Here is a 12,174-nt window from a genome sequence, read left to right on the forward strand (position 1 = left end):
TCCATTAATTTCTGCCAAGTGCCGTATTTATGCGGCATAAGAGCATTTTTATTCCCTGACTCTTAATCAGGGTGTCGAGGGTTCGAACCCCTCATCGCGTACTGAAGATGCTGTTTTTGGCGGAAGCCGGGGATGGCATTTTTTCTTGTACATATTTATTATGAATTCAGAAAGGCAGTATATGATCATCAATACAGGAAACCGGACAGATATCCCGGCTTTTTTCAGCGAATGGTTTTATAATCGAATCAAAGAAGGGTTTGTCCTTGTAAGAAATCCTTATCACCCGGAACAGATTACCAGGTATCGTCTGGATCCTTCTGTGGTGGACTGCCTTTGTTTCTGTACGAAAAATCCGGAGCCGATGCTGGAACGAATTTCAGAACTGGATGATTTCCGGCAGCTGTGGTATGTAACGATCACACCTTACGGAAGAGATATAGAACCCTTTGTCCCGGAGTATTCCAAGGTGATCCGTTCATTTCAGAAATTATCTCAAAAGAAAGGAAAAGAGAGGGTCATATGGCGGTATGATCCGATTTTTATGACAGAGAAGTATGATCTTCAATTTCACCTGGAAGTATTTCATGAAATGGCGGAGAAGTTAAAAGGATATACCAAACGGTGCGTGATCAGTTTTATTGACCTGTATGAAAAGACCAGACGCAATTTTCCTCAGGCAGAGAGAGTTATGGAAAAGGACCGTCTGGAGATCGGGAAAGCCTTTGTCAGGATTGGAGAAGAGAACGGAATCAGGATTATGACCTGCTGTGAAGGAAATGAGCTGGAACCTTATGGAGCAGACTGCGGGGGATGCATGACCCAGGAAGTGATTGAAGAAGCCATCGGGGAATATCTGAAAGTGCCGGCTCAAAAGAAAAACATTCGGGAAGGGTGCAGATGTCTTCTTGGTGCGGATATCGGAGTGTACAATACCTGCGGGCATGGATGCCTTTATTGTTACGCAAACTATGACAGGGAATCTGTGGAATTTAACCGAAAATACCATGACCGCCGGTCCCCGCTTCTAATCGGACATTTGAACCGGGGAGAAATCGTGAAGGAAGCCCGTCAGGAATCATATGTGGATTATCAGCTAAGATTGTTTTGAACGTTTTGCAGGGAGGTAAGAAGATGGCGGTAAAAATTGCGCTGGCTCAGACAACATCAGGGAAAAAATGGGAAGTAAACCTGCGTAAAGCCTGGGAATATGCAGAAGAGGCATCTAGACAAAAAGCGGAGATGATTGTTTTTCCGGAATATTTTATGACTTATTATCCTATGGAAGAAGGAGATTATCAGAAGCAGGGGCAGAGCCTGGAAGGAGAGTTTGTACGGGAAATGGGCAGAGCTGCCAGAGAGACCGGGCTGTGGATGGTATTTGGAGTCAATGAAACGGGAAAAGACCGGAATTATAATACGATCGTTATTCTGGATGCGGAGGGGCAGCTCAGGGGAGATTACCGGAAAACACATTTGTTTGACGCCTACCGCTGGAAAGAGTCAGACGATACCATGGCAGGAGATGAGATTTTTTGTCCGGTGGACTCTCCTGCCGGGAAAATAGGAATCGGAACCTGTTATGATCTGAGATTTCCGGAACTGGCACGAATGGAGGCGCTGCAGGGAGCGCAGGTCATGCTGTATCCGTCTGCATGGGTCAAGGGAGAGAATAAGTTTATGCAGTGGGAGACTCTGCTTCGTGCAAGAGCCATTGAAAATGAGATGTATGTTTTTGGGTGCTGTCATTACAGCGAAAAACACTATATGGGAAGAAGTCTTGGATTTGATCCTTCAGGAAGAGAAATCCTGCGGGGAGGAGAAAAAGAAGAACTTCTGACCGGAGGGATCGAGTTAGAAGAGATTAAAAAGGTACGCCATGCCAATCCGGTGTTTTCGAATCGAAGGGGAGATTTATATCATATCTGATCTTCCGGCACGGCGAAATAAAGCAATTCAGAGAAAGAGGAAGAAAAGGATGGGAATCAGAAGAGACGGAAGCATGTTCAGTGTCTTCATATCCTTTACATTCAGGATGGACAATCCGGAGGCTGCGATCAGAAAGCCTCCGATGATGGTGATTTCTGTCATCAGCGGTCCGGTCAGGAAGGTCTGGAGGAAGGAAGCTCCCAGATAAATGCTGCCCTGCCAGCAAAAAAGCACAGGAGCGGCAAAGGCCATCCCGATTCCATAGGTGGACGCAAGCACGGTGGAAGTTACGAAATCCAGAGTCGCATTGGTAAAGAGATAGGTGTTATCGCCGTACAGAGCGCTCTGCATCGGTCCGAGAATGGACAGGCTTCCAATGCAGAACAAAAGGATTCCCGTGGACAGTCCTTTGGCAAGTTCTGATTTTCCAAAATGTCCCACCAGGGCCTGAAATCTGTCCTCAAGATTCAGAATGGTTCCGGCAAGACTTCCGATGGCAAGGCTTACAATAAATAAAACCGGATATTTGCTGTCGGACATATTAGAAGTGACAGAATTGATTCCAAGGCCGAGAGCGGCCAGACCCATGGCATTATAGAGACAATTCTGATATTTTTCTTTGATTCCCTGCCGCAGAACGCTGCCCAGAATGCTGCCGGCAAGGATCGTTCCTGTATTCACAAAAGTTCCAATCATCATAATTAAAAATATCTCCTGATCTTTTATGTTTTTTTCAGTATATCATAAAAAGCAGCTTCATACGGTCAAATTCTTGAAAGGAATGAAAAAGTGCGGTGCATTCTGTGAAAAATCCTGATACAATAGGAAGCAGGAGGAATGGAAGAATGAAAACAGTGGAAGAAAGCAAATATGCCAAAGAAGCGGGCGAATTGTTTATGGAAGGATATAATTGTGCCCAGTCTGTTTTTTTGGCTTTTCGGGAATTTTATGATCTGGATTTTGAAACGGCGGCCAGGATCAGCTCCTCATTTGGAGGAGGTATGGGACGGCTGCGGGAAGTGTGCGGCTCTGTCAGCGGAATGTTTCTGGCAGCAGGATATATCTATGGATACGATGATCCAAAAGATTACGAAGCTAAGAAAGAACATTACGCCAGGATTCAGGAACTGGCGGAAGCCTTCAGAAAAGAAAATGGATCCATTGTGTGCAGGGAACTTCTGGGTCTTAAGCAGAAGAAGGATGATCCGGAGCCGTCTCACAGGACGAAGGAGTATTATAAGAAACGACCTTGCAGGAAATTAATAGAAATGTCTGCCGGTATTTTTCATGAATATCTGGAGAAAAATCCGGTCAGGACGGAAAAGAACGCTTGACTTTAAATCTTACATATGTAATATTATAAAGAAAAGGGGATCAAGAAGATAAGGAAGGGAAAGAGAGGGAAAGTATGGACAGGTTAAAAAAAATATGGATTGGAATCGCGGTTCTTCTGGCAGCGGCAGGGGCATTTTTGTTTTATAAGAATCATATTGCCAGCAATCCTGGAAGCCGTCTGGTTACGTATATGGAACTGCTGGATGAAGGCAGATATGACGAGATGTATGATATGCTGGACAAAGCCAGTCAGAAGAGCATATCAAAAAAAGATTTTATCAGGAGAAACCGGAATATTTATGAGGGAATTTCCATGAAGAATCTGGAAGTAGAGGTTACTACGAAAAAAAGAGAAGAAAATGTCGGTTATCAGGTACACATGGATACCAGTGCCGGTGAAATCAGTTATCAGACAGAAACAAAATTTGTGAAAGAGAAAGGTTCCTATCGTATGTGCTGGGATGATTCGGTTATTTTTCCTGATCTTACAGCGGAAGATAAAGTCAGAGTCGAAGTGCTTCATGCCCAGAGAGGAACGATTACAGATAAAAATGGCAATCTGCTTGCAGGAGAGGGAAAGATCGATTCTGTGGGAATTGTCCCGGGGAAAATGGATAACAATACCATAAGCAGAATGGCAGCGATTCTGGATATGGATAAAAAGGAAATACAGAAAGATCTGGATCAGACCTGGGTAACCGATGAATCTTTTGTACCAATCTGTAAGATGGATGGATATCCGAAAGAACTTTTGTCAGTTGCAGGAGTTATGGTATCCAAGACAACGGAGCGGATCTATCCTATGGGGGAGGCAGCGGCGCATCTGATCGGCTACGTCCAGGATGGGGAAGGAAAAGCCGGACTGGAAAAACTGTATGACGGAACTTTAAAAGGCAGGGATGGAAGAAGAATCACTATCCAGGATAAAAATGGAAGGGTTAAGAAAAAGCTGGCTGTAAAGGCAGAAGAAGACGGAGAAAACATTCAGACTACCATCGACAGCAGCCTGCAAAAAGCATTATATGATCAGTTTAAGGATGACAAGAGCGCCCACGCAGCGATGAATCCGAAAACCGGGGAGATTCTGGCTCTTGTCAGCACACCATCTTATGACAGCGAGGCGCTTTCATGGGGAATGAGCCAGGAACAATGGAATGAGTTGTCAAAAGATCCCGATCACCCGATGCAGAATCGATGGAAAGGAACCTGGTGTCCGGGATCATCCATAAAACCAATCATTGGAGCCATTGGAGTGACAGAAGGAAAGTTTACCGCGGATGAGGATTTTGGAGATTCAGGAACCCGGTGGCAGAAAGATAAAAGCTGGGGCGGCTATTTTGTGACGACGCTGCACAATTATAAGAAGCATAATCTTTCCAATGCTCTGATTTATTCTGATAACATTTATTTTGCAAAAGCCGCGTTAAAGATCGGAAAGGAAGTTTTAACACAGAAGCTCAACGACATCGGATTTGGAGAGAAGGTACCCTTTGAATTTGGGCTGACAGAGTCTTCTTACGGCGGAAGCGGCGGTTTTGAGACCGAAGTACAGCTGGCAGACAGCGGATATGGACAGGGAAAGATGATGGTGAATCCAATCCATATGCTTTCTATTTATTCTGCTTTTTCCAATGATGGGAATATGCTTCGTCCAAGACTGGTGAAAGCAAAAAATTCCGGGAAAAAGGTGTGGAAATCCAAAGTATTTTCTCAGAAAGCGGTAAAAGAGATCAAAAGCGCCATGAAACTGGTGGTGGAAGATCCCAACGGAACCGCACATGCAGTGAAGATTGCAAAACTGGATATTGCGGGAAAGACGGGAACCGCGGAAATTAAGGAATCTAAAGAAGATACAAAAGGAACGGAACTGGGATGGTTTGTTACTTTTACGGGAAAAAACGGCGGAGATGATACAGTGGAAATGGTTTCTATGACGGAAGATGTAAAAGGCAGAGGAGGAAGCGGATATGTGGTCGATAAGACAAAGAAAGTCCTGGAAGCATATATGCAGAATTAGAGGATGGTGTCTTGCGGTGATCCTGGCAGGGGCTGTGCTGGTGCTGGCAGGATGTGGAAAAAATACGGTGAAGAAGCCGGCAGGAAGTGAAAACCGGGAGAAAAGCAGCGGGACATGGAAGCCGATGAAGCTTTCGGAAGACGAAAAAAAGCAGGCGGAAAAGTCCGTACAGGAGGCTGCCGGGGCATATGGAAAAATTTATCCGTATCAGGAGCAGAAAGCCATCAGTGAAAAAGACAGAAAAAAAGTCGTAGAAGCGATGGGAAAAAAGGGACTGGCGGCAGTGGACTGTGCAGATGGTTCGGTGATGGAAAACAGCCGCAGGGCGGAAAAATTCTATGAAAAAGTCCAGGCCGGGAAAACAGCGGATATGACGATCATAAGAGTCAGTCCGTCCGGCGGCTTCAGCTGTATCTGGCTGAAAGCAGAAAATGGAAATGTGACCGGCATTCTGGCAACTGCGGTCTGGGACCAGAATGGATCGGTTTCCATCAGTGAATTGGTAAAATATAAAGTAAAACAGCTGGAAATCACAGAAGATCATAAGATGATCTGTGAGTTTTATCTGTCAGACCAGGCGGAAATGCAAAGTGACGGTACCATGGAATTTGGTCTGCAGGATCTGTGAAAAAGCCGTTGTCTGCGGGAGATGAATCCTGCAGACAACGGTTTTTTTCAATTCTAAAAATAAATTTATAAATTATTCATTTGTGTTTTATTGACTTTTTTAAGGGCAGGGGGTATGCTCATGATTACAGAATTGATAACAGTGTTAACTATTTAGAGATCAGATAGGAAGTAAGGCCGATGGAGCAAAAAGCTATGGAAGATGATCTGATCCGCCTGTTCCGCAAGATGATAAAAGTCGATTTTTCCGCGTATCTTCAAGGAATTTCCAGAGAAGAATTTTACATGATGGGAGTGATTGAGGAATATTTTAAACAGGAAGAAGAAGCGGAAGGAATAAAAGTATCAGCCATTGCGAAAGCACTGGATGTATCCTCACCGGCGGTGTCAAGAATGCTGCGGGGGATGGAACAGAAGGGATATATCATGAAGCGGATCAGCAGTCAGAATCGGAGAAATACTCTGGTGAGACTGACTGAGAAAGGGACCCAGGCGTATACACGCTCAAGAAGTGAGCTGGACCGTCTGTTGTCAAAAGTAATGGATTATATGGGACAGAGAGATATGGAGGAATTCTTAAGACTCTGGAATAAACTGGCCGGAGGATTTATCGAAGAGTACCGGCTCTGTCAAAATGCTGTATATGCCAAAGGAGATGATCAAGATGAGAGAAAAATTTAATCAATTTATGCAGGGAAGATATGGATACGATGATCTGAACCGGTTTTTATCGAAAGTGTTCTTTGTGGCTCTGATTCTGTCACTGATTGGAACATTTGCCGGAGGATGGATTCCGGGAATCGCAGTTGTGTCAAGGGTTTTGTACTGGATTGCGCTGGTGTGCCTGGCATACTGTTATTTTCGTATGTTTTCCAGAAATATTTATAAGAGATCAGAGGAAAATAATCGTTTTCTGCAGAGGACGGAAGGCGTCCGGAGCTTTTTCAGGAACAAAAAAAATATCATGGAACAGAGAAAATATTACCATATTTATACTTGCCCCGGATGCAGACAGAAAATAAGAATTCCCAAAGGAAAAGGAAAGATCGAAGTACGCTGTCCGAAATGTGGAAAAACATTTATAAAAAGGAGTTAAGATGTTCGGGTATATTATTGTCAATAAACCAGAAATGAAATTTAAAGAGTTTGATGTTTACCACGGATATTATTGTGGATTATGCAGGAAACTAAAAGAGCATTATGGAAAGATCGGACAGATGACTTTATCTTACGACATGACCTTTGTTGTGATGCTGCTTTCCAGTCTTTACGAGCCGGAAACAGAAAGAGGAGTGACAAAGTGCGCGGCACATCCGCTTCAGAAACATCCGACCAGGATCAATGAGATTACGGACTATGCGGCTCATATGAATGTGCTTCTGACATATTATAAATGCCAGGATGACTGGAAGGATGAGCGCAGACACAAGCAGCTGCTCATGGGAAAATTACTGTACAAAAGGTGTGGATTTTCAAAAAACTTTTACAGGGAAAAGTGGAGAAAGATTGAGAAACTGCTTCGAAAACTGTCAGAAGAGGAGAAGAAGAATAATCTGGATCTGGATTACATGTCAGGAATGTTTGGACAGATTATGGCAGAGATCATGCTCTATCAGAGAGATGAGTGGGAGGAACTGCTGACAAGATGCGGTTTTTATCTGGGCAAATTTGTTTATCTGATGGATGCTTATGAAGATATTGAAGAAGACCTGAAAAAAGGAAATTATAATCCGTTTCGGGAAATGTACAAAGAGCCTGATTTTGATGATCAGTGCCATAATATTTTGATGATGATGATGGCGGAATGTTCAAAGGCGTTTGAACAGCTTCCGCTGATCGATCATATCGAGATTCTGAGGAATATTCTGTATTCCGGAGTCTGGTACCGGTATGATCAGGTAAGAAGCAAACGAGAAGAAAAAAAGGGAGAAAAAAATGGCTGATCCATATGAGATTCTGGGAGTATCGAGGGATGCTTCAGAAGAAGAAATAAAAAAAGCATATAAAAGACTGAGCCGGAAGTATCATCCGGATGCGAATCTGGACAATCCGAAAGCGGCTGAAGAAAAATTCAAACAGATACAGCAGGCATATCAGCAGGTAATGAAGGAGAAGACAGAAGGCTACAGCCAGAACAGCTATGGCGGCGGCGCTCAGAGCGGACCGTATGGAAATCAGGGAAATCCGTATGGAAACCAGGGGAATCCATATGGCGGCCAGGGAAATCCGTTTGATGATATATTTGGCGGTTTCGGCGGTTTTGGCGGCTTTGGAGGATACGGATACGGCGGGCAGCAGCAGAATACCAGTACCGGATATGAAAAAGACAATCATCTGCGTGCCGCGGGCAACTATGTAAGAAATGGATATTATCAGGAAGCAAGGACGGTCCTGGATGGAATGGAAGCAGGAAAGAGAAACGCCAGGTGGTATTATTACAGCGCCTGCGCCAATGCCGGTCTTGGCAACAATGTTACCGCAATGGAACATGCCCGGAGGGCGGCGTCCATGGAACCAAATAACTTGGAGTACAGGGCTTTGGTCAATCAGCTGGAAGGGAATGGAAACTGGTATCAGCAGAGACAGAGAAATTATGAAAGCCCTTATGCGGCAGGCGGAGACTGGTGCATGAAGATGTGCATGCTAAGCGTTGCCTGCAATATATGCTGCGGCGGCAGTGGATTCTGCTGTGGAAGTCCGTACGGCATTTAACGGGAAGACTGGCTTGAATGGAGGAAGAAGAAAATGAGCAAGATTATAGGCATTGATTTAGGAACAACAAATTCCTGTGTGGCGGTTCTGGAAGGCGGAAAACCTGTAGTAATCCCTAATGCGGAAGGACAGAGGACGACGCCGTCCATTGTTGCTTTTACCAAAAACGGAGAGAGACTGGTTGGGGATCCGGCGAAACGTCAGGCGGTAACCAATGTAGACAGGACAGTGGCATCTGTAAAACGTCAGATGGGAACTGACCGGAGAGTGAAGATTGACGGCAGAAAGTACAGTCCGCAGGAGATTTCCGCTATGATTCTTCAGAAGCTAAAAAAGGATGCGGAAGAATATCTGGGAGAACCGGTGGACCGGGCAGTCATAACAGTTCCAGCCTACTTCAGCGATTCTCAGCGCCAGGCAACCAAGGATGCGGGAAAGATTGCCGGTCTGAAAGTAGAGCGTATCATCAACGAGCCTACGGCGGCAGCTCTGGCTTACGGACTGGATAAATCCCAGTCACAGAAGATCATGGTATACGATCTGGGAGGAGGAACCTTCGATGTATCAGTGATCGAGATTGGGGATGGAGTTGTGGAAGTTCTTGCGACCGCCGGGGATAATCATCTGGGCGGAGATGATTTCGATGCAAGGATCGTGGATTATCTGCTGAAAGAATTCCGGCAGCAGGAAGGAATCGATCTGTCTAAAGACCGCACAGCGGTACAGAGAATTATGGAAGAAGCGGAGAAAGCCAAAAAAGAACTTTCCTCTGCCATGACAGTACAGATCAATCTGCCGTTTATCGCAACAGACAGCAGCGGTCCAAAACATATGGATCTTACACTGACCAGAGCGAAATTCCAGGAACTGACCTATGATCTGATCGACCGCACATCGGGACCGGTCAGTCAGGCTCTGTCAGACGCAGACATCAGCGCGTCACAGCTGAACATGGTGCTTCTGGTGGGAGGATCTACCAGAATGCCGGCAGTCAGTGAAAAAGTAAAACAGCTGACGGGAAAAGAGCCAAGCAAAAATATGAACCCAGATGAATGCGTTGCGCTGGGAGCGGCGATCCAGGGCGGAAAGATGGCTGGAGAAGCAGGATTAAATGAAATCCTTCTGATGGACGTCACACCGCTGTCTCTTTCTATTGAAACGGCAGGAGGCGTGGCAACCAGGCTGATCGAGAGAAATACAACGATACCGACCAGATACAGTCAGGTATTTACAACGGCGGCCAATTTCCAGACAGCGGTTGATATTAAAGTCCTTCAGGGAGAGCGGGCCATGGCGAAAGACAATAAGCTGATCGGCAATTTCCGTCTGAAAGGAATCAAACGGGCGATGCGGGGAGTACCGCAGATCGAGGTAACATTTGATATCGATGTAAACGGTATTTTGAATGTTTCTGCCAAAGATCTTGGAACCGGAAAAGAGCAGTCGATTACGATCACGGCAAGTTCCAATCTGTCAGATGAAGAGATTGACCGGGCAATGGAAGAAGCCAGAGCGTATGAGAGCCAGGATCAGGAAAAGAAAGAAGCCATTGATATTTACAATGAGGCAGAGCGCAGCATTTACAAGGGACAGCAGTATCTTACGGAGAAGAAAAAAGAACTGTCCAGAGAAGAAAAGGCAGAGATTAAGTCTGCGATCCGGGAACTGCAGAAGATCATGAAAAAAGTAAAACCGAAAAATATTACGGAAGAAGACGGGCGCAGGATCAAGGAAGCGAAGGACGCCCTGGATCAGATCATCTGGTAAAAAGAACCGGAAAATTTTCGGATATAAAGTGAAAAAACTGAAGATAATAAAGACAAGGCGGGAAGATAAGTGAAAAAACTTCTCGTCTTTTTGTATGGACATTTTCTGCGATTCAGCGTATGATACATATTAGTTAGTTAAGGCTAACCAAAAGGAGGAACCAGATGAGGTATCAGGAAGAATTAAGCCAGGTAAAATGGAAAAAGAACATGCAGATGCAGATCGCAATGCACTGCGGTCCTGTATTTGCAGGAATCAAACCATCCAACACAGTGACTTTAGATTTTCACGATTCCCGAAAACTGATGGAAACATTTCGAGGGAGCGGCATCAAATGTGCTTTGATCTACGCAGGATCCCAAAAGTGCCTTTGGCTTCTGTACAGAGAGCAGGAAGTACAGGAGTATCTGATGAAGCCCGGACATAGAAAATTTTTAAAGGACTGCGGATATTCATCCTTTCAATTAAAAGACATTCTTCATGCGCTTAGGGAACGTTATCACTTATATAAAACAAAACAACAGGAATTTCCACATGAGCTTGGCCTGATTCTTGGATACCCTCTGTGCGATGTGACAGGATTCATAGAATACCAGGGAAGGAATTATCTTTATTCCGGCTACTGGAAGGTTTATGAAAACCTGGAAGAGACCAGAAAGCTGTTTGATCTTTATGATCATATCCGTTACTACATGGTAAAGCAGGTAGAATACGGAAAATCCCTGGAACAGCTGATGGAGGCATATGGCAGGCGTCAGGTTCCGAATTATGCATAAGGAAATAGTTCATAAGGAGGATATGAAATGAACGAAATTATAGTAGCTTACTGGACAGGAACAGGAAACACACAGACAATGGCGGAATATGTAGCGGAAGGAATCCGGGAAGGCGGAAAGACTCCGAAAGTTGTTTCGGTAGAAGAAATCAGCGCCGATGAACTGAAAGACGCGCCGGTATTTGCACTGGGCTGCCCTTCCATGGGAGTTGAGACTCTGGAAGAATCTGTTATGGAGCCTTTTGTGGAAGAAGTAACGGGATTTGCGGCAGGAAAGAAAATCGGACTGTTCGGATCTTACGGATGGGGCGACGGTGAATGGATGCGCAACTGGACAGACCAGATGCAGGAAGCAGGAGCCGAAGTATACGGCGGAGAAGATGCGATCTGCCAGGAAGCTCCGGATGAAGATGCCCAGGATGATCTGAAAGAACTTGGAAAAGAATTAGCATCTTTATAAAATGATCAAAGGCTTCCTGCCCTGAAATTTTCCGGCAGGAAGCTTTCTCTCTTTAGCGGAACCATATCCGGCTGTATCATTGGACTTGCAAGGGAAAGGAAGGTTGTTATGAGCGTTGTTATCATAGGAGGGCATGACCGGATGGTGTGCCAGTATAAACAGATCTGCAGACAGCACAAATGCAAGGTAAAGGTATTTACGCAGATGCCGTCAGCATTCAATAAAAAGATCGGGACGCCGGATCTTGTGGTGCTGTTTACCAATACGGTTTCTCACAAAATGGTAAAATGTGCTGTTGCGGAGGCAAAAAATAAAAAGATAGAGATTGTACGCAGCCATACAAGCAGCCAGGCTGCTTTAAAGGAAATTTTGGAAGAAAAAAGAAGATAATGGTTGACAACAGAAAATAAATCTGATAATCTACAGTTGCGGTTAGAAGACGCTAACTTAGATTGGACTAACTAAAGATAAGTATGAATTTATCAAAAATAGAATAAAAAAGACTAAAAAAGTTCTTGACGACTAACTTAAGTTAGCGTATACTAACGGATT

The 12,174-nt window shown here is 44.7% G+C and carries 14 protein-coding genes and 1 tRNA gene; 14 read left to right on the forward strand and 1 reads right to left on the reverse strand.

Translation table 11 applies throughout. The features are described 5' to 3' along the window. Positions 1 to 21 precede the first annotated feature (21 nt). From JMF81_RS08805 to JMF81_RS08815, 3 genes are all read left to right on the forward strand, one after another. A tRNA-Ser gene (locus tag JMF81_RS08805) sits at positions 22 to 101 on the forward strand. An 80-nt stretch (positions 102 to 181) separates the two neighbouring features. Continuing rightward, positions 182 to 1,111: a DUF1848 domain-containing protein gene (locus JMF81_RS08810; protein ID WP_201311091.1), complete on the forward strand. Its 930-nt coding sequence runs from the start codon at positions 182 to 184 to the stop codon at positions 1,109 to 1,111. Between the two features lie 23 nt (positions 1,112 to 1,134). After that, entirely contained in the window at positions 1,135 to 1,929 is a 795-nt protein-coding gene (locus JMF81_RS08815) for a carbon-nitrogen hydrolase family protein (RefSeq protein WP_201311092.1), read from the forward strand. Positions 1,930 to 1,956: 27 nt separating this feature from the next. On the opposite strand, the gene JMF81_RS08820 is transcribed toward JMF81_RS08815, so the two are convergent. Then, positions 1,957 to 2,628: a DUF554 domain-containing protein gene (locus tag JMF81_RS08820; protein ID WP_330611505.1), complete on the reverse strand. Its 672-nt coding sequence runs from the start codon at positions 2,626 to 2,628 to the stop codon at positions 1,957 to 1,959. A 146-nt stretch (positions 2,629 to 2,774) separates the two neighbouring features. Here JMF81_RS08820 and JMF81_RS08825 point away from each other — a divergent pair, with 146 nt between their 5' ends. From JMF81_RS08825 to JMF81_RS08875, 11 genes are all read left to right on the forward strand, one after another. Beyond that, positions 2,775 to 3,263: a C-GCAxxG-C-C family protein gene (locus tag JMF81_RS08825; protein WP_201311093.1), complete on the forward strand. Its 489-nt coding sequence runs from the start codon at positions 2,775 to 2,777 to the stop codon at positions 3,261 to 3,263. Positions 3,264 to 3,337: 74 nt separating this feature from the next. Next, complete coding sequence (locus JMF81_RS08830) at positions 3,338 to 5,281, forward strand: penicillin-binding transpeptidase domain-containing protein (protein ID WP_201311094.1); 1,944 nt, start codon at positions 3,338 to 3,340, stop codon at positions 5,279 to 5,281. Then, positions 5,232 to 5,909 carry a DUF6070 family protein gene (locus JMF81_RS08835; protein WP_201311095.1) on the forward strand — a complete coding sequence of 226 codons (678 nt, stop codon included), beginning with the start codon at positions 5,232 to 5,234 and terminating at the stop codon, positions 5,907 to 5,909. The genes JMF81_RS08830 and JMF81_RS08835 overlap by 50 nt, the downstream gene beginning before the upstream one ends. Before the next feature lie 179 nt (positions 5,910 to 6,088). Further along, positions 6,089 to 6,589, forward strand: coding sequence for a MarR family winged helix-turn-helix transcriptional regulator (locus JMF81_RS08840; protein ID WP_201311096.1), 501 nt, complete (start codon positions 6,089 to 6,091; stop codon positions 6,587 to 6,589). Then, complete coding sequence (locus JMF81_RS08845; RefSeq protein WP_201311097.1) at positions 6,573 to 7,004, forward strand: zinc ribbon domain-containing protein; 432 nt, start codon at positions 6,573 to 6,575, stop codon at positions 7,002 to 7,004. The genes JMF81_RS08840 and JMF81_RS08845 overlap by 17 nt, the downstream gene beginning before the upstream one ends. A gap of 1 nt (position 7,005) precedes the next feature. Further along, the gene (locus JMF81_RS08850) at positions 7,006 to 7,851 is read left to right on the forward strand and encodes a DUF5685 family protein (RefSeq protein ID WP_201311098.1); all 846 of its coding nucleotides are present in this window, start codon (positions 7,006 to 7,008) and stop codon (positions 7,849 to 7,851) included. Beyond that, positions 7,844 to 8,620 (forward strand): DnaJ domain-containing protein, encoded by a 777-nt coding sequence (locus JMF81_RS08855; RefSeq protein WP_201311099.1) that lies wholly within the window; start codon positions 7,844 to 7,846, stop codon positions 8,618 to 8,620. Before JMF81_RS08850 ends, JMF81_RS08855 begins: the two co-directional genes overlap by 8 nt. Before the next feature lie 33 nt (positions 8,621 to 8,653). Further along, positions 8,654 to 10,387, forward strand: coding sequence for a molecular chaperone DnaK (gene dnaK, locus JMF81_RS08860; protein WP_201311100.1), 1,734 nt, complete (start codon positions 8,654 to 8,656; stop codon positions 10,385 to 10,387). Between the two features lie 164 nt (positions 10,388 to 10,551). After that, positions 10,552 to 11,163 carry a DUF3793 family protein gene (locus tag JMF81_RS08865; protein WP_201311101.1) on the forward strand — a complete coding sequence of 204 codons (612 nt, stop codon included), beginning with the start codon at positions 10,552 to 10,554 and terminating at the stop codon, positions 11,161 to 11,163. A 27-nt stretch (positions 11,164 to 11,190) separates the two neighbouring features. Beyond that, on the forward strand, positions 11,191 to 11,622 hold the full coding sequence (locus JMF81_RS08870) for a flavodoxin (RefSeq protein ID WP_201311102.1): 432 nt from the start codon (positions 11,191 to 11,193) through the stop codon (positions 11,620 to 11,622). A gap of 108 nt (positions 11,623 to 11,730) precedes the next feature. Further along, positions 11,731 to 12,012, forward strand: coding sequence for a DUF2325 domain-containing protein (locus JMF81_RS08875; protein ID WP_201311103.1), 282 nt, complete (start codon positions 11,731 to 11,733; stop codon positions 12,010 to 12,012). Positions 12,013 to 12,174: the final 162 nt, after the last annotated feature.

The sequence above is a fragment of the Anaerostipes butyraticus genome, from assembly GCF_016586355.1.
GTDB classification, from domain to species: Bacteria; Bacillota; Clostridia; order Lachnospirales; family Lachnospiraceae; genus Anaerostipes; species Anaerostipes butyraticus.

Excerpts from the sequence above, each read along its gene's own strand:
- JMF81_RS08810 (WP_201311091.1), top strand. The coding sequence starts at position 182 with ATGATCATCAATACAGGAAACCGGACAGATATCCCGGCTTTTTTCAGC.
- JMF81_RS08815 (WP_201311092.1), top strand. The coding sequence starts at position 1,135 with ATGGCGGTAAAAATTGCGCTGGCTCAGACAACATCAGGGAAAAAATGG.
- JMF81_RS08820 (WP_330611505.1), bottom strand. The coding sequence starts at position 2,628 with ATGATGATTGGAACTTTTGTGAATACAGGAACGATCCTTGCCGGCAGC.
- JMF81_RS08825 (WP_201311093.1), top strand. The coding sequence starts at position 2,775 with ATGAAAACAGTGGAAGAAAGCAAATATGCCAAAGAAGCGGGCGAATTG.
- JMF81_RS08830 (WP_201311094.1), top strand. The coding sequence starts at position 3,338 with ATGGACAGGTTAAAAAAAATATGGATTGGAATCGCGGTTCTTCTGGCA.
- JMF81_RS08835 (WP_201311095.1), top strand. The coding sequence starts at position 5,232 with ATGTGGTCGATAAGACAAAGAAAGTCCTGGAAGCATATATGCAGAATT.
- JMF81_RS08840 (WP_201311096.1), top strand. The coding sequence starts at position 6,089 with ATGGAGCAAAAAGCTATGGAAGATGATCTGATCCGCCTGTTCCGCAAG.
- JMF81_RS08845 (WP_201311097.1), top strand. The coding sequence starts at position 6,573 with ATGAGAGAAAAATTTAATCAATTTATGCAGGGAAGATATGGATACGAT.
- JMF81_RS08850 (WP_201311098.1), top strand. The coding sequence starts at position 7,006 with ATGTTCGGGTATATTATTGTCAATAAACCAGAAATGAAATTTAAAGAG.
- JMF81_RS08855 (WP_201311099.1), top strand. The coding sequence starts at position 7,844 with ATGGCTGATCCATATGAGATTCTGGGAGTATCGAGGGATGCTTCAGAA.
- dnaK (WP_201311100.1), top strand. The coding sequence starts at position 8,654 with ATGAGCAAGATTATAGGCATTGATTTAGGAACAACAAATTCCTGTGTG.
- JMF81_RS08865 (WP_201311101.1), top strand. The coding sequence starts at position 10,552 with ATGAGGTATCAGGAAGAATTAAGCCAGGTAAAATGGAAAAAGAACATG.
- JMF81_RS08870 (WP_201311102.1), top strand. The coding sequence starts at position 11,191 with ATGAACGAAATTATAGTAGCTTACTGGACAGGAACAGGAAACACACAG.
- JMF81_RS08875 (WP_201311103.1), top strand. The coding sequence starts at position 11,731 with ATGAGCGTTGTTATCATAGGAGGGCATGACCGGATGGTGTGCCAGTAT.